This window comes from Zhongshania antarctica, assembly GCF_014202945.1.
GTDB classification, from domain to species: domain Bacteria; phylum Pseudomonadota; class Gammaproteobacteria; order Pseudomonadales; family Spongiibacteraceae; genus Spongiibacter; species Spongiibacter antarcticus.
In genome coordinates this window covers 44,911-62,592 of record NZ_JACHHW010000006.1, presented here as the reverse complement: position 1 = coordinate 62,592, position 17,682 = coordinate 44,911, and the positions used below count along the sequence as shown (strand labels likewise).

General features: G+C 50.1%; 14 protein-coding genes. 11 read left to right on the top strand and 3 right to left on the bottom strand.

From position 1 onward, the window contains the following. From HNQ57_RS11430 to HNQ57_RS11400, 7 genes are all read left to right on the top strand, one after another. Positions 1 to 438: a type IV pilin protein gene (locus HNQ57_RS11430; protein ID WP_184463106.1), complete on the top strand. Its 438-nt coding sequence runs from the start codon at positions 1 to 3 to the stop codon at positions 436 to 438. Between the two features lie 158 nt (positions 439 to 596). After that, complete coding sequence (locus tag HNQ57_RS11425; protein WP_184463104.1) at positions 597 to 1,016, top strand: type IV pilin protein; 420 nt, start codon at positions 597 to 599, stop codon at positions 1,014 to 1,016. Further along, entirely contained in the window at positions 1,004 to 1,480 is a 477-nt protein-coding gene (locus HNQ57_RS11420) for a GspH/FimT family pseudopilin (protein ID WP_184463102.1), read from the top strand. The genes HNQ57_RS11425 and HNQ57_RS11420 overlap by 13 nt, the downstream gene beginning before the upstream one ends. Beyond that, the gene (gene pilV, locus HNQ57_RS11415) at positions 1,480 to 2,058 is read left to right on the top strand and encodes a type IV pilus modification protein PilV (RefSeq protein ID WP_184463099.1); all 579 of its coding nucleotides are present in this window, start codon (positions 1,480 to 1,482) and stop codon (positions 2,056 to 2,058) included. The genes HNQ57_RS11420 and pilV overlap by 1 nt, the downstream gene beginning before the upstream one ends. After that, positions 2,055 to 3,101 (top strand): PilW family protein, encoded by a 1,047-nt coding sequence (locus HNQ57_RS18070; RefSeq protein ID WP_184463097.1) that lies wholly within the window; start codon positions 2,055 to 2,057, stop codon positions 3,099 to 3,101. Before pilV ends, HNQ57_RS18070 begins: the two co-directional genes overlap by 4 nt. Positions 3,102 to 3,103: 2 nt before the next feature. Then, on the top strand, positions 3,104 to 3,649 hold the full coding sequence (locus tag HNQ57_RS11405) for a pilus assembly PilX family protein (RefSeq protein ID WP_184463095.1): 546 nt from the start codon (positions 3,104 to 3,106) through the stop codon (positions 3,647 to 3,649). A 13-nt stretch (positions 3,650 to 3,662) separates the two neighbouring features. Further along, positions 3,663 to 7,568: a pilus assembly protein gene (locus HNQ57_RS11400; RefSeq protein WP_184463093.1), complete on the top strand. Its 3,906-nt coding sequence runs from the start codon at positions 3,663 to 3,665 to the stop codon at positions 7,566 to 7,568. A 43-nt stretch (positions 7,569 to 7,611) separates the two neighbouring features. Here the strand turns inward: HNQ57_RS11400 and HNQ57_RS11395 are convergent, their stop codons facing one another. Further along, entirely contained in the window at positions 7,612 to 8,973 is a 1,362-nt protein-coding gene (locus HNQ57_RS11395) for a sigma-54-dependent transcriptional regulator (protein WP_184463091.1), read from the bottom strand. A 42-nt stretch (positions 8,974 to 9,015) separates the two neighbouring features. Next, positions 9,016 to 10,605, bottom strand: a complete 1,590-nt coding sequence (locus tag HNQ57_RS11390; protein WP_184463089.1) for a sensor histidine kinase — start codon at positions 10,603 to 10,605, stop codon at positions 9,016 to 9,018. Between the two features lie 216 nt (positions 10,606 to 10,821). Here HNQ57_RS11390 and HNQ57_RS11385 point away from each other — a divergent pair, with 216 nt between their 5' ends. After that, on the top strand, positions 10,822 to 12,450 hold the full coding sequence (locus tag HNQ57_RS11385) for an NAD+ synthase (protein ID WP_184463087.1): 1,629 nt from the start codon (positions 10,822 to 10,824) through the stop codon (positions 12,448 to 12,450). A gap of 82 nt (positions 12,451 to 12,532) precedes the next feature. Continuing rightward, complete coding sequence (locus tag HNQ57_RS11380; RefSeq protein ID WP_184463085.1) at positions 12,533 to 14,140, top strand: glycerol-3-phosphate dehydrogenase/oxidase; 1,608 nt, start codon at positions 12,533 to 12,535, stop codon at positions 14,138 to 14,140. A gap of 832 nt (positions 14,141 to 14,972) precedes the next feature. On the opposite strand, the gene HNQ57_RS11375 is transcribed toward HNQ57_RS11380, so the two are convergent. After that, positions 14,973 to 15,845, bottom strand: a complete 873-nt coding sequence (locus tag HNQ57_RS11375; RefSeq protein ID WP_184463083.1) for an outer membrane protein assembly factor BamD — start codon at positions 15,843 to 15,845, stop codon at positions 14,973 to 14,975. A gap of 97 nt (positions 15,846 to 15,942) precedes the next feature. Between HNQ57_RS11375 and rluD the strand changes: the two genes are divergently transcribed. Further along, positions 15,943 to 16,899 (top strand): 23S rRNA pseudouridine(1911/1915/1917) synthase RluD, encoded by a 957-nt coding sequence (gene rluD, locus HNQ57_RS11370; protein ID WP_184463081.1) that lies wholly within the window; start codon positions 15,943 to 15,945, stop codon positions 16,897 to 16,899. Continuing rightward, complete coding sequence (gene pgeF, locus HNQ57_RS11365; protein ID WP_184463079.1) at positions 16,900 to 17,676, top strand: peptidoglycan editing factor PgeF; 777 nt, start codon at positions 16,900 to 16,902, stop codon at positions 17,674 to 17,676. It begins immediately after the preceding gene. Positions 17,677 to 17,682 lie beyond the last annotated feature (6 nt).

Here is a 17,682-nt window from a genome sequence, read left to right as displayed (position 1 = left end):
GTGAAACGGAATTTGGGTTTTACTTTAGTAGAGTTGATGATCACTGTTGCGATAATTGGGATACTGGCTTCAATTGCCTATCCCAGTTATCAAGAGCAAATTGCTAAGTCACGGCGTAACGAAGCGACTAATGCGCTCTTTAGCAGTGCACAGGCCCTAGAGCGCTATTACTCGGCTAATGGCCGCTATACAACAGCCTCTGGGGGCACCGCGCTTCCCGCTGTTTTTGTTAGCAGGGTGCCCGACAGTGGCACGGCGTTTTACGCTATAGCGGCAACCGCTGCCGCCAATAATACCTTTACCCTTAAGGCAACCCGCAGCGGCCCCATGGTGGGCGACGCCTGCGGTAACTTTACGTTAAATGAAACTGGGCAATTGGCCTTACTCGATAAGCCATCTGGTTCTAGTAAAACGGTTGCCGATTGCTGGCGGCGCTAAGGGAGCGTCTCTGTAAGCGCTATTTCACCTAACGATACAAATTAGTTTTATTGCCTGCCGCTGGTCGTTGAAAATCGACCAGTTGTCGGAATCAGCCTGACATTGCGCTGGCGCCGGTTTAGCCTGTAAACGCCCAATTTACAGGATGCTTTTTTCTCATGAATGTTTCTGCCCGGCAACGCGGCTTCACCTTGATTGAGCTAATGATCACTGTCGCGATTATTGCGATCATTTCTACGATCGCCATGCCTTCTTATCGCAACTATGTTGAGCGCGCGAACCGTTCGGCGGCAACGAGTTATCTCCTGGAAGTAGCGAATTTGCAAGAGCGCCGCTTTCTAGATGCCCGCGCTTACGCTGCAGATATGACGGCGCTAGGCGCAAGCCCGCCGAATGAAGTGCTTAGTAATTACACCATCACCACAGCGGGTGATAACACTACCGCGCCGCCAAGTTACACCATCACCGCGACACCCAAATCTACTGGCTCACAAAGCGGTGATAGCTGTGGCGCCTTGACGTTGAATAGCCAGGGTGAAAAAGGCCACGCCAGCGGAGCAAGCCGATGCTGGAATTAACCGTTAGGCCAAATACCCCGCGAGGCTTTACCTTGCTCGAACTTATGGTCACCTTGGCGATTGCGGCCATCTTGGCTTCTATAGCAGCACCTTCGTTTAATGGTCTTATCGAAAATCAACGCGTGCGCAGTGTCAGTAATGACCTGTTGTCGTCGCTTAATTTAGCGCGAAGTGAAGCCGTGACACGCAATACCAATATTACAATTGAGCAAGCGAGTGGCGGGTGGTCCTATGGTTGGACGGTAAGCGCGGGCGCAACGGTAATACGAACGAATGATGGCTTGGCCGGCATTACACTGACACCCAAAGTGTCGACGGTAACGCAAGTGGTGTATGGCAGTAATGGTCGTGTAAATATCGCGGCAGAATTGACTATTGCTCCCGATTCCGGCAACGCTGAACGTAGCAAATGTGTTTCTATTTCCTTGAGTGGTAAGCCTAGTATCAATTCGGGGGACTGTTGATGAAGAGCCTCGAAGCCGAATGCAAGCACAGTGGTTTTACCCTTATAGAGTTATTAGTGGCACTGGTCGTTTTGTTAGTAGGGGTGATGGGCGCAGCAGGGTTAATGGTTCGCACTGTTCAGCAAGAAGTTGAGGCTTATCAGCGTTTACAGGCACTCAATATTTTGCAAGATATGGTTGACCGGATAGACGCTAATAAAGCGGTTGCTAGTTGTTATTCTTATGGAGCAAATGGAGCAACATTTGGAACAGGAATTACGGAGTTCGAAGCTTGCGCTATTGGTAGCGCTGATCATCAGGCGAGAGTTGCCGCGGATATTCAGGCTTGGCATCTGACGTTGATTGGTGTGGCGGAACAGGATGGTAGTGGTAATAGTATGGGAGCAATGATTGGCGCTAGGAGTTGTGTAGTACAGCTAAGCGCAATTGATCAAACTTACCGCGTTACCGTTGCTTGGCAGGGATTGAACGATACGGTCGCTGCGCCAAGTGGAAATTTATGTGGCAAGAATCAATTTGGTAGTGAGTCGAAACGTAGAACGGTAAGTACAATCGTTCGGGTGGGAGACCTGTCGTGAAGTATCAATTGCATAAAACTCATGCTGGATTGTCATTGGTGGAGCTTTTGATTGCGATGGGATTAGGCGCTTTCATGCTCCTTGGTATTATTAGTTTGGTTGCGTCGATGAGTAATACGCGATCACAATTGGCAGCCAACTCCGATCAGATTGAAAACGGTCGCTACGCCTTGGAAGTGCTTAGTGATGATATTGTATTGGGTGGGTTTTATGGAAAATATCATGCAGGTGTTGCTAATTATACCCAACCTTCGCCATGTCTAAATGGCGCTGATCTAACTACTTTGGGTTTTAAGTACGATGCGTCTACGCCGGATCTGCCTGCTGCCGTACAAGGGTTTGCAGTAGGTGAAGCTTTGCCAGACTGCTTGCCAGTGGGTACGGTTGCCAATTCCGAAGTACTGGTTGTTCGCCATGTTGATACTCAGGAGATTGCACCCGGGTCTTTGTCTGGAACAAATACTGCGCCTTATTTCCAAGTGTCAAATTGCGACGCCGATTTAGCTGTTTTTGCGTTTTCTAATAATAAAGCCAATTTAACATTGCGAGACTCCGACTGCAGTACTGTTGCTTCGGCTTGGGCTTACGTTAGTCGGGCCTATTTTCTGAGCAGTTGCGATGATTGTGATGCAGCTGATGGAATACCCACGCTTAAGATGATTGAGCTTTCCGGAGGCTCGCTTACGACCCAATCTTTAGTGAATGGTGTTGAAGATATCCATTACCGCTACGGATTGGATTTGGATGTTGATGGTAGTCCAGATTGTTACGTTGATAACCCGGTTCAGGTTGCCGTGCCAAGTGCCTGCGACGCGGGTACTTGGTCACCGGCGAACAATTGGGAAAATGTGGTGACGGTTGAAGTGAATTTGCTGGTGCGGGGAATTACAGAAACTAAGTTGGCATTGGCGACCATGAACTATGACCTAAATAGAATAGATGCGGATGGAAATGCAGTAAAACGTACTTTTAACGATAAAGTGCGTCGTAGTGTTTTTTCAAGTGTTGTCGTTTTGCCAAATGTTATTGGGTCGAGGAAATGAGCATGCATAAAAGCGCTCGCTCGCAAGCTGGTGTGGTTCTCATTGTGGTGCTGATAATGTTGGGTGTTTTCAGCATTATTGTTGTCAGTATGCTATCTGGCAGTAATATTAATTTCAAAATAGCAGGAAATCAGCAATTTCGTTTCGAGGCGAGAACGGCGGCGAAGGCCGCGTTAGAATCCTATATTAGTAATTCTGCAAATTTTGCAATTCCAGTGCCAGAAATTAATGCGACTTACTCCTTTGATCTAAACGGTAACGGCAATGACGACATCACTGCGAACGTGCTTCCACCGAAGTGTTTAAGATCCTTACCGATTAAATTGTTGGCATTAAAAACATCAAACCCAAAAGACGATCAATGCTGGAAAAGCGGGCAAAAGCCTGAAACCGGTATTTTTACTGACGAAGTACTAAGCGGAAATTCAGATTGCAGTGAGATTACGTGGGATGTCCAAGCTGAAGTTAAGGATGCTGTGACTAGCGCTGAAATCACTATGCATCAAGGCCTGTATTTGCGTGCCAATGTTGGCACTAATTGTATTTGATGGGGTATAAGCAATGAATAAATTTAAGTCCGCCCTTCAATTTGGATTGTTTTTGTTATTGACTGGTTTCAATATATTAGTGTTCGCCGAAGATATCGATCTTTTTACCGGTTCGAACCCTGCTGATACCTCCACCTCAACGGTCATTATAGGTTGGCATACCTCGGCGAATATAAGTGCTTCCGTCGCTCACGGATGTGTGTATGCGGATGTTCCAGAAGGTTCTAGCGAAAGCTCTACTCCCAAAATGGGTGATACCGTGGGTGGTATGGAGCAGTGCGCGTTGGTGAATGCTATTTACAAATTGTCGCAATTGCCAGCCTATGCAAACGGCCTTGCGATTGGTCTTATGGTTTTTGAAGACAAATGTGGCAAGTTACTTTTAGCGCCGAAAAAAATGACAGAAACCAATGCGACGGATTTTATTGCTAAAGTTAAAGCGCTTGATAAATTTAATGGAGGCTCGGTGGTAGGTGATATGGTTGCCGAGGCATGGGCGGTCTTTAATGGTTTGTCGGGACAAGGAAATTCTTGCTCCGGCTCTGATTATTCTAGCTACGCTGAAGTCAACCCTGACTGCAGTAATGCAGTATTCGTCTATTTGGGTAATGCTGTTAAAGAAACTGCCAGCGTCGCCGATTTTAATTTTTCGTCAGCAAGTACTATTCTCGAGAACCAAGTAACAAATGCCTTTCAGTATGCTGCTGGTAGCAATAAATATAATGCGTATATGACGCCCCGAGCGGTAACACTTTTAGATAAGGCAGATGCTGCAAAAAATTCATATTGGGGGGACGAATGGACGCGCTTTATGCATTCGGTTGATGTTAATGACTCAGCCCAAATTGACCGAAATGTTACTACCTACTCTATTGCAGTTTACGACGAGGCATTGCAATCAAAGACAAAGGTAGCAGCTGCGATGAATTTCATCTCAGATATGGGCACCGTGGGTGGAGGTAAATCATTCAAAGTTAAGGCAAATGAATCAGACGCTTTGACCGATATTCTTACCGGAATTTTTAGCGAAGTACAGGATGTGAATAGCGTCTTTTCTTCGGCAACATTGCCAGTTTCTCAAAATAGCCAAGGCACTTATAAAAATCAGGTCTTTGTTGCGATGTTCCGCCCAGACGCAAAGGCTGGTCCGCGTTGGTATGGAAATGTTAAACAGTATCAGTTTGGTATTGATGCTGGCGGTAGCATTGTGTTGACTGATGCAAGCCAAAGTCCTGCTAATGCGACAGATATCGTTAACCCTATTACAGGTGGTTTATTAGACAGTGCCAGAAGCTTCTGGACGACTAACACGCCGCTGCAGGTAGATGGCAGTGCGGTCGCCGATTGGCCCGCGGAGGGTTTCTGGGTCAATAGTCCAGAAGGGAACAATCCTACTCAGGATTCGCCTGATGGTGATCTTGTTCAAAAAGGTGCGGTTGCTCAGGCATTGCGAATTGCTAATCTGACGGGTTCTTCGAATAGAACCGTTTACACCTGTAATAGTAAAGATGATTGTCCGATAAACTCTGCGCTTGCAAATTTTAATGATGGTAATGCTACTCTGTTGTCTAATCTAGGCTCAATGCTTAGTGGCGGCACTAACAGTGATTCGGCAACATTTTCTGTGGGTTCGCGTAAAACTGCACAGAGTTTAACTATTGATTGTGATGATAGTGGGAAGGTTGCTGATCGTGTTTGCCGGGTGACATATGCGGGATATTCAGACTTAACCGCTGGGGATACCTTATTTATAGACATAAGTTCCGGTAATGCAGAAAGCAATTGTACTGCGAGTGCCTCGTGTAAAATTTCCTCAGTTACGTCAACCGGTTTTACCCTGCCACGCGACTCTTTTAATATTGGTAAAGATAAGCAGGATGTGGTCGCGACGCTGGTGTTTCCAAGTGATACGTTTGTTGTCACCACCGATGCTGCCCATGGTTATACTACTGCTGTTACAACAGATCTCATTGATTGTGAATTGTCGGTTAGTGATGGTAGTGAGTATGGCTTAATTAATGTCGTCAATTCTAAAGTTGGAATCCAAATACAAAGTATTATTGGGCCAGATTCATTTTTAGCAAAAGCTGAGGGCGAGGCATATGCTAGCGCTGTAACCTGTGCCAGCAGTGTTTCTAACCTGGATGCAACTTCTTTAGTGAATTGGGCTCGTGGTGATGATATAGCAGGTAACGAAGCGAAGACTGGGGCCTGCCCAGCAGCATCTCGGGGTGATGCTTGTCCTATTTCCGTTAGAGGCTCAATTCACGGGGATGTACTTCATTCTCGGCCGACGGTAGTGAATTATGCTGGTACATATAATGTCGGTGACGACGAGACTATCGATAAAGATAATGTAGTCGTTTTTTATGGTTCAAACGACGGCCACTATCGTGCAGTAAATGGTAATCAAACTAGAGCCATAGGCAATGTTAGGCCTGGCGGAGAGTTATGGAGCTTTATAGCGCCCGAATTTTTCGGAAAATTAGAGCGTCAATATACAAATATTCCCGCTGTAAGCTACCCGGGATTTTTTGTTGATTACGATAAGGATGGAGTAAATGATGCCGAGCCTCGGGATTATTTCTTTGATGGTGCTACAACCTTGCTGCAAGATTTGCGAAGTGATGAAACCTTAACGACCTTTGGTAAAACGTATATCTATATTACCGCAAGGAGAGGTGGTGCATTAGTTTATGCTCTGGATGTTTCGGATCCAGTGGCGCCTAAAATCCTTTGGAAGGTTAGTGATAGCGAGATTTCTGAATTAGGACAAACATGGTCACAGGCCAAGGTCACGCAGATAGCCGCTTATCCAAATCCGGTTTTGATCATGGGCGCGGGCTACGACCCAGCCGAAGATGCGGATCCGGCACCCAGTGTAAATACGAAGGGTCGCGGCATTCTGATTTTGGATGCGCTGAATGGTAAGGTAGTTTGGGCTGCTACCGCGGATTCTAATGCAGACTTGGACGATAACAGCTGCCTGGCCGGAATTAGTAATTTGGCTACCGGCGGGGCATGTGTAGATGCGTCTATGTCGAAATCCTTTCCAGCCGATATCACTTTGGTAGACGCTAATTTTGATGGTTTAACAGATCGTCTATACGCCGTTGATGTGGCTGGCAATATTTGGCGAGTGGACTTGGAACCGCATGGGACTGATAGCAGTACCGCTGCAGATATAAAGCTAAGTAAATTTGCAAGTTTGGGCGTTGGCGCCGACGGCAATAGCAATGATGCGCGCAAGTTCCTATATGGTCCAGATATAATTCCTACGGCCGATTATGCCGCGATAGTGGCCGTGACTGGTGACAGGGAACACCCGCTTTATACCGAAGACACTACAGCGGGCTTAGCTTATAACGTACAAAATCGGTTTTATATGATTTTGGATCGTTACAACAATGTTACTGAGCTTCCTGATAGCTTTACTGTTATAGAAAACGATGACCTTTTAAACCAAACTTTTTTACAGTGTTATAATACCGCGGGCGAATTAGCTGACTGCAGTGACGATCACAATAAGTCGGTGAGATTTGATGCGACAATGGCGGACTTTGACGGCTATTTCTTTAACCTTGGTGTTGGCGAGAAAGGTGTTAATCAACCCGTTACCGCAAGTGGTGTGGCGTATTTCGCAACTAATAAGCCTGATGTTCCGGCTGGGGCCGACGCGAATAGCTGTACAGCTAATTTAGGGATAGCCCAAGGCTACCAGGTGGCTTTGCTCACCGGGGACTATGTGCGTAAAAGTTTTCCTGGCGGTGGTATGCCGCCAACAGTAATTACTGGTGTTGTCGAAATCGACGGCAAGAGAAGACCATTTGTACTCGGTGGAGAAGGTTCACCCTTTAAGCCGGTAAACGGGGCAGTTATCTCTGGTGACCGAGATCGAACTTACTGGTATTACAAATAAAGAGTGGTTGCTTAATGAAGAAGGGCGCTTTAGGCGCCCAGTTTCATTCTAAGTTATATTTTTTAAGCTTGTAACGAAATTGCCGGAAGGTGAGTCCGAGGTTTTTGGCGGACTCGGTTTTATTCCAGCGATTGGCTTCCAGCGCGTCGGCAATGATCTCTTTTTCAATACCGGCAATATACTCTTCGAGTTGCCCGCTGGCGGCGGCAAAGTGGCTGCCTTTATCGGGCGCGGACGCATTGCTATGCGCTTGTGGGGCAATACTTGGCAGCGATAAGTCGCTGGCGGTAATGGTATTGTTTTCGCAAAGGGTAGCGGCGCGCTCGATAATATTTTCTAATTCGCGAACATTGCCAGGGAAGCCGTATACGCACAGACTCGCTAATGCCGACTTGTCTAGGGTTGGCGGTGTGACGCCCCACTCTCGGCCAATTTTTTCTAGCAGGAATTTGGCCAGTAGCGGAATGTCGCTGGCGCGATCCCGCAGGCTGGGTACTTGCACTTCAATAACATTAATACGATAAAACAAATCACTGCGAAAGTGCTCGGCGGCTACTGCCTTGGCAAGGTCTCTGTGGGTGGCGCTAAGGATTCGCACATCAACCGGGATTTCTTGGGTAGAACCAATACGGCGCACGGCCTTTTCTTGGATGGCGCGTAATAATTTAACCTGCATATTTAGCGGTAGGTCAGCGACTTCGTCGAGGAATAGTGTGCCGCCGTTGGCGGCTTCAAACAAACCCTCTTTGTGATCGTAGGCGCCGGTAAAGCTGCCTTTGCTGTGGCCAAAAAATTCGCTTTCAACTAACTCGCTGGGAATGGCGCCGCAGTTAACCGGCACAAAGGGGGCGTCGCTGCGCGGCCCATTGGCGTGAATGAGGCGGGCGACTACCTCTTTACCACTACCGGATTCACCGCTGATGTAAACCGGCGCCTGACTTCGAGAAAGTTTTAAAATTTGCTCCCGCAGATTGATAATGCTCTGGGTTTCGCCGAGCAAGCGGGTATTGCTGCTGCCGTCGACTTGGGTTTCGCGACGGTCTAATTTTAAGGCGGTTTTTACTAGGCTGCGCAACTGCTCAACCGAGACGGGTTTATTAATAAAGTCGAAGGCACCCGCTTTTAAGGCTTCTACTGCCAGCTCAGTACTGCCGTAGGCGGTGAGTACCGCCACGGCAGTACACATTGCGTTTTGCTGAATGTGACGAACAATTTCCAGCCCCGAGCCGTCTGGGAGCTTAATGTCGGTTAAGCAGAGATTGATGTTTTCATTTTGGCTCAGGGCCTGAATGGCATCGCGAACATTGCCTACCGCAATCGTGTGTAAGCCCATGCGACTGATCGTGATCTCGAGTAATTCTCGAATATCTGGTTCGTCGTCAATAATGAGTACGGACTGCTGCATATTCGTTCGCTCTTTCAAATTGCTTTCTCAATAATACGGTAATTAGTCCGGCAAAGTGCCGCGATCAGGGTGGGAGAATTGTAAGCGAAAACAACTTTGCTGATCTGCGGTGCGCCGATAATAAATATGAATTTGGTTGGCCAAACACAGCTCCCGGCACAAATAGAGCCCTAAGCCATTGCCCTGGGCCTGGGTGGTGAAAAAGGGCTCAAATATTTTATCGACATCTTCAGGCTTAATGCCGTCGCCATTGTCTATGATATCTAAAATAACGGCGCCAGAGCGGGCTAAAGTGCTGTAACGAAAAATTAATGCCGCGCGGCCATGTTTTGCCGCGCCGTGCCGAACTGCGTTGTCGGCAATGTTAGAGATGATCTGGCTGAGCTGGCTGCGGTCGACATTGACAATATCTGTCTCACCAAGTGCTTCGACAGTAATGCTGTACTGGGTGTGTTCGGTTGGCCGCCAATCAGTGTTAAATGTCTGCAGCCAGTTGCCTAGTGCGAAGCGCTCAGGTTGCGGCGTTCGGCCCCTTGAAAGCTCAAGAATGTTTTTAATTATGTCATTCATTCTCATTGCATGGTTTTGGATGATTTCGGCGAAGCGGGTGTCGCTGTCGTCGAGGTTTGGACTTTCGGCGAGCAGTTGCGCGGCATGACTGATGGCGCTCAGGGGGTTGCGAATTTCATGGGCGATACTGGCGGTAAAACGACCCAGTGATGCCAGTTTCAAATTTTGCGCCCGTTGGGTGATTTTACTGATGTTCTCAATGTATAGCAGGCAATCACTGTGATTGTGGGCCTCTAAGTTAGTCATATTCACGTGTAGATCAAGTCGGCGCGGTCCGACACTGATAATTTGCGAATCATTAATCGCGTTCTTGGCCATTTCAATGAGTACGGCGGGGGCATATTGATCTTGATCGCCACTGGCTGGGCGAATATCTAATAACTCTTGAGCGGCGTCATTAATGAGCTTAACTTGCCCCGTGCGCGACATCACGATGATGCCGGTTTGCATTCGCTGCACAATTCGTTGGTTGATTGCCGAGAGCTTTTCGATGTCAGTGCGCCGCCGTTCTGCTAATTGCTGCGTTTTGACGATGCGCGCGCTGAGGTAACGGATGGCAATGGCGGCAGAGAAATACGCCATGCCGGTAATGCCGGCGACGATAAACTGTTGGGTGCCAACGCGCTCATAGAGGGTGTGGGCCGCGACTTCGCTGAGCGCTGAGATGGTTGCCAGTGCGGCAATCGCTAAACTGAGTTGGCTGGGTAAAGTGATACTGGCGGCGCTGATTGAGACGATGAGCAGCAGGGGGAGCCCAGAATCGGCGCTACCGGAGCAATAGCTCATGAACATGATTGCGCCAATATCGATAAAAAACTCGAAGAACAACTGGGTGGGGGTGTAGTGTCCTTTGATTAAGTAATGGCGCAATAATAAGCTTAGGGCAAAAATAGCGTAGGCCGAGGCGACTCCGGCAAATAGCTGGGGCGCGCTAGTGCCCAAGGTCGACTTGGCGGGGCCAAACATCAAGGCCACGAATAAGGCGCTAGCCAGCGCAAAACGGTAGGCGCCGTATACACGCATGATCGCGCGTTGCTGGATATGATCTTGGGCGATGGTCATAATATACCTATGTTAGGGGGACTCTACACAAATGGTAATACCCCAGCGGAATTGGTGGGTGCTGCGGCGCCCTAATTCTGGCCTCAGTTTATACGTCCATAGTGGGGGATGCACTCCCGCTTATTTGATAGAATATCGCATCCCAATTGAGTGTTGAGGTCGGCCAGCATCGAAAAGGTCGAAATTAGCCCCGTTTTTGTAGATGGAAACCGTTTAATGACTTCACTGCGTATTGCGCTTGCTCAGATCAACCCTGTTGTAGGGGACATCGAAGGCAACACCAAGAAAATTATTGCCACTATTGAAACGGCGGTTTCTCGTCATGACCCGCAGTTAATCTTATTTCCCGAATTAGTGGTTACGGGTTACCCGCCCGAGGATTTACTGCTGCGCGAGAGCCTTGTTCATCGTATTGAGCGGGCGCTGCATAAAATTGCCGGCCAAGCCCCCCGTTGTTACGTTGTGGTGGGCTACCCGCGGTCTTTGGACGGTAGTTTATACAATGCCGCTGGCGTGTTTTTTGGCGGTAAATTGGTTAATGAATACCATAAGCAGTGCCTGCCAAATTATCGGGTTTTTGATGAAAAGCGCTATTTTAAAGAGGGTAAGCACACCTTAGTGATGGATATCTTCGGCGTACCCACCGCAATCAGCATTTGTGAAGATGTTTGGGAAGATGCCCCCACCGCCGGTGCCAAAGCCGAAGGCGCAAAATTAATGCTTAACTTGAGCGCCTCGCCGTTCCATGCCGGCAAACAAATTGAGCGCGAGGCGCTGCTGGCTCAGCGCGCGTGGCAGGGCGGCATGCCAGTGGTGTACTGCAATTTGGTGGGTGGGCAGGACGAGCTGGTCTTTGATGGCGCGTCTATGGTCGTCTCGGCTGAGGGCGAATTGATTGCCCGCAGCCCGGCTTATATTGAGTATATTAATTGCGTTACCGCCAAATGGGATGGTCGCCGCCTGCGCTTTGACGAAGGGGAAGTCAGCGATCTACGCCCAGTGCTTGAGGATATTTACGAGACCTTGGTGCTGGGCGTGCGGGATTACGTGAATAAAAATGGCTTTAAGAACGTGGTTTTGGGCTTGTCTGGAGGTATTGATTCGGCGGTCACCTTGGCTATCGCGGTGGATGCCCTAGGCGCAGATCGGGTAGAAGCGGTCATGATGCCTTTTCGCTTTACCGCGTCAATGAGCATGGAAGACGCTCAGGCCCAGGCAGCAATTCTCAAAGTACGTTACCAGGTAATCTCTATTGAGTCGGTTTACGATGCCTTTATGCTCGCCCTGAGCGACGAATTTGACGGCCTGAGTGCAGACAAAACCGAAGAAAATTTACAGGCGCGTTGCCGTGGTGTCCTACTGATGGCGATCTCAAACAAAAAGGGTTCGCTGGTACTCACTACGGGTAATAAGAGCGAAGTTGCGGTGGGCTACTCCACCTTATATGGCGATATGGCGGGCGGCTTTGATGTACTTAAAGACGTATCCAAAATTCGGGTGTTTGAACTGGCCCGCTATCGCAATAGTCTTTCGCCAGCAATTCCGCAGCGGGTTATCGATCGGCCGCCGTCTGCAGAGCTGGCACCAGACCAGAAAGATGAAGACAGTCTGCCGCCTTACGAAATTCTTGATCAGGTCATTGAGCGTTATATTGAACACGATGAGAGCGCTGAGACCATTATTGCCGCGGGTTTTGAACGTGAAATGGTCTACCGTATTTTGCGCCTAATCGATATCAATGAATACAAACGCCGTCAGGCACCAATAGGCACGCGTATTACCGAGCGTGGCTTTGGCCGCGACCGTCGCTACCCGATTACCCAGAAGTGGCCCATCGGCGATTAAAGCGCGCTCCTGTTGGTCTAGTGGCCGGCGGCGATTATCGCCGCCCAGTATCTTCTTATTTTGTGAACGGACTTAGGGCAGCATGGAATTACGGGCAAGCAATGTACGAAAGCTCCAAGGCGGAACTTTCGATGTTCTGATTCTTGGTGGCGGAATCAATGGCGCAGTGTCGGCTGCCGCGCTGGCCGCTAAAGGGGTGAAAGTTGCGCTTATTGATCGAGGCGACTTTGCGGGATTAACCAGCTCTAACTCGTCGAATCTGGCGTGGGGCGGTATTAAATACTTAGAGAATCACGAGTATTTTCTGGTTAATAAGCTTTGCCGCAGCCGCAATCACCTGATGCGTAGCTATCCTTCAACGGTTAAAGAAATTCGTTTTCTTACCACTATTCAACGGGGCTTTCGGTTTCCTGCCTTCCTAGTTTATTTGGGTACGATTGTGTACTGGCTCTTTGGCCGCTTTGTGACTCGCGCGCCACGCTATATGAGCCGCAAGGCACTGGCCAATGCCGAGGCAGTGATCGATACCAGCAATGCCGAAGGCGGTTTTGAATACTCAGATTGTTATCTTTACGACAATGACGCGCGTTTTGTGTTTAATTTTGTGCGCACCAGCCTCAATTACGGCGGCATTGTCGCGAACTATGTTGAGTCGCTGGGCGCTGAGCGGCGCGACGGCGTTTGGCATAGCCAAGTGCGAGATAATATCAGTGGCGAGCAATTTACTGTTCGCGCCAAGGTGCTGATAAACGCCTGTGGCCCCTATGTCGACAAACATAATCAGTTGAGCGGCCAGCACACTGCGCACCGTCATTTATTCTCAAAAGGCATTCACTTGGTTGTTGATCGGATCACCGAGAGCCAGCGCATATTGACCTTTTTTGCGAGCGATGGTCGTCTGTTTTTTGTTATTCCTATGGGACCTAAAACCTGTATCGGCACCACTGATACCCAAGTTGAGAGCCCCGAGGTGGTCGTGACCGACGCAGATCGGCATTTTGTTTTGGACAATGTTAACGCCTTGCTCAAGCTGGAAATGCCGCTAACCCTCGCCGACATTATTTCTGAGCGCTGTGGTGTACGACCGCTGGCACTTAAAGGCGAAGACGGCGTAGCCGATTGGGTGAAGCTGTCTCGTAAACACGCTATTGATGTCGATAAGCAAGATCAACACCTCAGCATATTTGGCGGCAAGCTCACTGATTGCATAAACGTTGGTGATGAAGTCGCTGAATTAGTGGCAGACCTAGGGATCAAAGTGCCTTACGCCAATACGCGCTGGTATGGCGAACCAGGGCGCAGCGTAAAGCGGGAATACCTGCATCAAGCCATGCTAATGAATTTAGACGCTTTAACCGACCCCAGTTCCTCTGAGCCTCTGACTCAGCGCCTGTGGCGGCGCTACGGCCGCAGTGCCATCGAAATGCTTGAGATGATTCGCGAAGACCCCAGTAGCGCGGAATTACTCATCGAAAATGCTGAATACCTGCGCTGTGAGATCGAACACGCGGCGCGCCGAGAAATGATTGCCAAACTAGACGACTTCCTGCGCCGCCGCTCAAAAATAGCTCTAGTGGTGCGTAGAGAAGACATTATCAGCGCACCTGGCCTGCGCGAAGCCTGTGAAATTTTGTTTGGCGACGAGGCGGAGGCGAAGTTGGCAGAGTATGTGGCGGAGACGGCTGGGTGATTCGCTGGATGCTGGACGGGAGACGGGTGACGCAAAACCCCGTCAGACGTCTGGAGTCGGACGTCGGACGCAAAACCGGTCTTGGTGCCTTACTACGGCCAACCACCGCGCAATACCTGCTTCGTAGATAAATGGACTCCTGCCTCCGCAGGAGTGACTAATGTATATAGGGAGGCCTAACCGCCCAAGTCATACCTGCGTAGGCAGCTATCTATGCGAGTAAAGCGAATGCCTTTGGTTGCGAAATGCTGGACGGGAGATGGGGGACGCAAAACCGGTCTTGGCGCCTTACTGCGGCCAACCATCGCGCAATACCTGCTTCGTAGATAAATGGACTCCTGCCTCCGCAGGAGTGACTAATGTATATAGGGAGGCCTAACCCCCCAAGTCATACCTGCGTAGGCAGCTATCGATGCGAGCAAGGCAAATGCCTTTGGTTGCGGAATGCTGGACGGGAGATGGGGGACGCAAAACCGGTCTTGGTGCCTTACTACGGCCAACCACCGCGCAATACCTGCTTCGTAGATAAATGGACTCCTGCCTCCGCAGGAGTGACTAATGTATATAGGGAGGCCTAACCCCCCCCAAGTCATACCTGCGCAGGCAGGTATCCATATGAGCGCAGCGAATGCCCTTAAGCGTCAGGCATCCGACATCCGATTTATCCCCACCGTGAGCGCAGCGAATAAAAGCGTCTCCCGTCCAGCGTTTTGTGAGACCAAGGCGGCACCCATAAAAAAAGGCCGCACTCGGCGGCCTTTTGGCAAATCATCTTAAACTCCAGCGGTCGGGCTTAACGCCAAAAGCGTCTCCCTTGAAGCATTCCGCGGCTTTACTTCTCCGCCTCTTCCCGATTATCAAACTTTGGTGGCTCATAGCGGTCAAGTAAGCCCAGGGTCGCTTTATTGAGGAGCGAGCCCTCTTGATCTATGCCAACTTGGCTAACAAAGTTGCCATTTTTATCTAGCGAGGGGTGATTTGGGTAGTTTTTACGCAGTACCATCAGTGACTGATCGGCCAAATCATTCATTTCCAGTAGCAAGTATGCCTGTACCATAACCGCTAACGCGTCTGGTATGGCCGGGGTTTGCGGCAGATTTTCAATGACGTAGCGGCCACGGTTGGCGGCGGCAAGGTAAGCCTTACGCTTGAAATAGTAATTGGCGACGTTAATTTCGTAGCGCGCCAGACGGTTGCGCAATTGCACCATGCGCGCTTTGGCGTCAGGGGCGTATTCACTGTCTGGGAAGCGCTGCAGCAGCTGACGGAAGTCGTCAAACGACTGAATAGTTGAGCCCGGATCGCGTTGCGTCATATCCGTGGGGATAAAGCGCTCCAAAAAGCCTTCACCTTCGGTGTAATTGGCGAGCCCGCGCATATAATAGGCGTAATCCACTTTCGGGTGTTGGGGGTGCAGGCGAACGAAACGATCAGCCGCAGCTACTGCCGCCTCGTTGTCACCACCGCGATAATAGGCGTAAATAATCTCTAACTGGGCTTGTTCGGCGTATGGGCCGAAGGGGTAGCGGCTTTCTAAGAGCTGTAAATTGTCCACGGCCAATGAAAAGTTTTTGCTTTTCAGGTAGCCTTGCGCAGCTTCGTAGATTTCTCGCTCCGACATTTCGGGCCGATCTGGGCCGCTGGCACAGCCAGCAACCAATATGCTTATAAAGAGAAGTGCAAAGACCTTAACGACAGCTTTCATGTAATTTTTCCAAATAGCGGAATATCCCCGATGACCCCCTACCGTAGCAAGGGCCTGCTATTTAAACACAGCACGCAGATGGTATAAAGAATCAGCTATGACCGAAATTATAGAACGACAGGAAATTGTTCCTGCAGGCTTCAATGGCGACCGTTTTGACCAAGTGGCCGCCCAGTTGTTCCCAGAGTACTCGCGCTCGCGCCTCCAGACCTGGATAAAAAGCGGCGAACTCACCGTCAACGGTGAGGTTCAGCGTACTCGCGACAAAGTTTACGAGGACGATAAGCTGGCATTGCACGCCGAATTGCAGTCGGAAGTACGCTGGGAAGCCGAAAAAATTGAGCTTGATATCGTCTATGAAGATGACCATGTCATGGTAATAAATAAGCCCGCAGGTTTAGTGGTACACCCTGGTGCCGGTAATCCCGATGGCACATTATTAAATGCACTACTAAATCACTTCCCTGACATCGCTACCGTCCCACGCGCGGGTATTGTCCACCGTCTCGACCGTGACACGACTGGCTTGATGATCGCCGCTAAAACGCTAGAGGCGCATACCAGCCTTGTCGCTCAGCTACAGGCGCGAGAAGTGCACCGCGAATACGATGCCGTGGTCTTTGGCACCATGACCGGTGGCGGCACGGTAGATGAACCAATGGGGCGGCACCCGCGCCAGCGCACTAAAATGGCGGTGAGCCAAATTGGTGGCAAGGAAGCGATTACCCATTACCGGGTGACTCGCCGGTTTTTAAATCACACCCATATCCGCTGTTTTCTGGAAACTGGCCGGACCCACCAAATCCGGGTGCACATGGCGCATATTAAATACCCGCTAATTGGCGATCCGCTCTACGCTGGACGGCCGCGCTTGCCTAAGGGCGCCAGTGAGGTGTTGATTACCCAGTTGCGCGGCTTTGGTCGTCAGGCGCTGCACGCGCGTCGTCTAGAGCTAGAGCACCCCATTTCCGGTGACACCATGTCTTGGGAAGTGCCGCTGCCAGAAGATATGAAAGCCTTGCTCGCCGTGCTGTCTACCGAGGATGTACGCTGAGTGTGGCTGACGCCTGATTGGCCTGCACCGGAGTCGGTGGTCGCGCTGTCGACCACCCGAAATGGTTTCGCGGGTTTTAAGGGCGCCAGTATTGCGCCGTATGCGGGTTTTAATCTGGGCGACCACGTTGCGGATAGCCCCGCGGCAGTGGCGGAAAATCGTCGCCAGTTAGTCGGCCAATGCCAAGGTTTAGACCGTATAGGCTGGCTGAATCAAGTGCACGGCACCGACGTTGCTACCTTAGCATCGCAATCGCAATCGCCGCTCGACGCGGTGAATGCGGACGCCAGTATTGCTAGCCGTCCTGGTTTAGGCTGTGGGGTGTTAACCGCCGATTGCGTGCCGGTGCTGTTTTGCCGCCGCGACGGCAGTCAGGTCGCCGCAGCTCACGCCGGCTGGCGCGGGCTGTGCGCGGGGGTGTTGGCAAATACCGTAAGCGCTTTTCATTGTCCAAGCTCGGAACTGCTTGCGTGGATTGGCCCTGCCATATCCCAAGTGCACTTTGAAGTGGGCGGCGAGGTTTATCAGGCCTTTCAGGCTGGGTTTGCTGGGCCATCACTGGCGGAGATTCATGCCGCGTTTTGTCCCGCAGCCAACAAAAATGGCCATTATCATGCCGACTTGTACGCGTTGACCAAGGCGCAATTACACGCCCTCGGGGTGGGTTGGGTGGGTGGCGCGCAACGCTGTACCTTTGCTGAAACAGACGCATTTTATTCCTTTCGTCGCGACGGCGTAACTGGCCGCCAGTTAAGCTTGATCTACATCAAACCTTAGACGTTT

What these genes read in the sequence shown, in the direction of transcription:
- HNQ57_RS11425 (WP_184463104.1), top strand. Translation starts at nt 597, where the DNA reads ATGAATGTTTCTGCCCGGCAACGCGGCTTCACCTTGATTGAGCTAATG.
- HNQ57_RS11420 (WP_184463102.1), top strand. Translation starts at nt 1,004, where the DNA reads ATGCTGGAATTAACCGTTAGGCCAAATACCCCGCGAGGCTTTACCTTG.
- pilV (WP_184463099.1), top strand. Translation starts at nt 1,480, where the DNA reads ATGAAGAGCCTCGAAGCCGAATGCAAGCACAGTGGTTTTACCCTTATA.
- HNQ57_RS11405 (WP_184463095.1), top strand. Translation starts at nt 3,104, where the DNA reads ATGCATAAAAGCGCTCGCTCGCAAGCTGGTGTGGTTCTCATTGTGGTG.
- HNQ57_RS11400 (WP_184463093.1), top strand. Translation starts at nt 3,663, where the DNA reads ATGAATAAATTTAAGTCCGCCCTTCAATTTGGATTGTTTTTGTTATTG.
- HNQ57_RS11395 (WP_184463091.1), bottom strand. Translation starts at nt 8,973, where the DNA reads ATGCAGCAGTCCGTACTCATTATTGACGACGAACCAGATATTCGAGAA.
- HNQ57_RS11390 (WP_184463089.1), bottom strand. Translation starts at nt 10,605, where the DNA reads ATGACCATCGCCCAAGATCATATCCAGCAACGCGCGATCATGCGTGTA.
- HNQ57_RS11385 (WP_184463087.1), top strand. Translation starts at nt 10,822, where the DNA reads ATGACTTCACTGCGTATTGCGCTTGCTCAGATCAACCCTGTTGTAGGG.
- HNQ57_RS11380 (WP_184463085.1), top strand. Translation starts at nt 12,533, where the DNA reads ATGGAATTACGGGCAAGCAATGTACGAAAGCTCCAAGGCGGAACTTTC.
- HNQ57_RS11375 (WP_184463083.1), bottom strand. Translation starts at nt 15,845, where the DNA reads ATGAAAGCTGTCGTTAAGGTCTTTGCACTTCTCTTTATAAGCATATTG.
- rluD (WP_184463081.1), top strand. Translation starts at nt 15,943, where the DNA reads ATGACCGAAATTATAGAACGACAGGAAATTGTTCCTGCAGGCTTCAAT.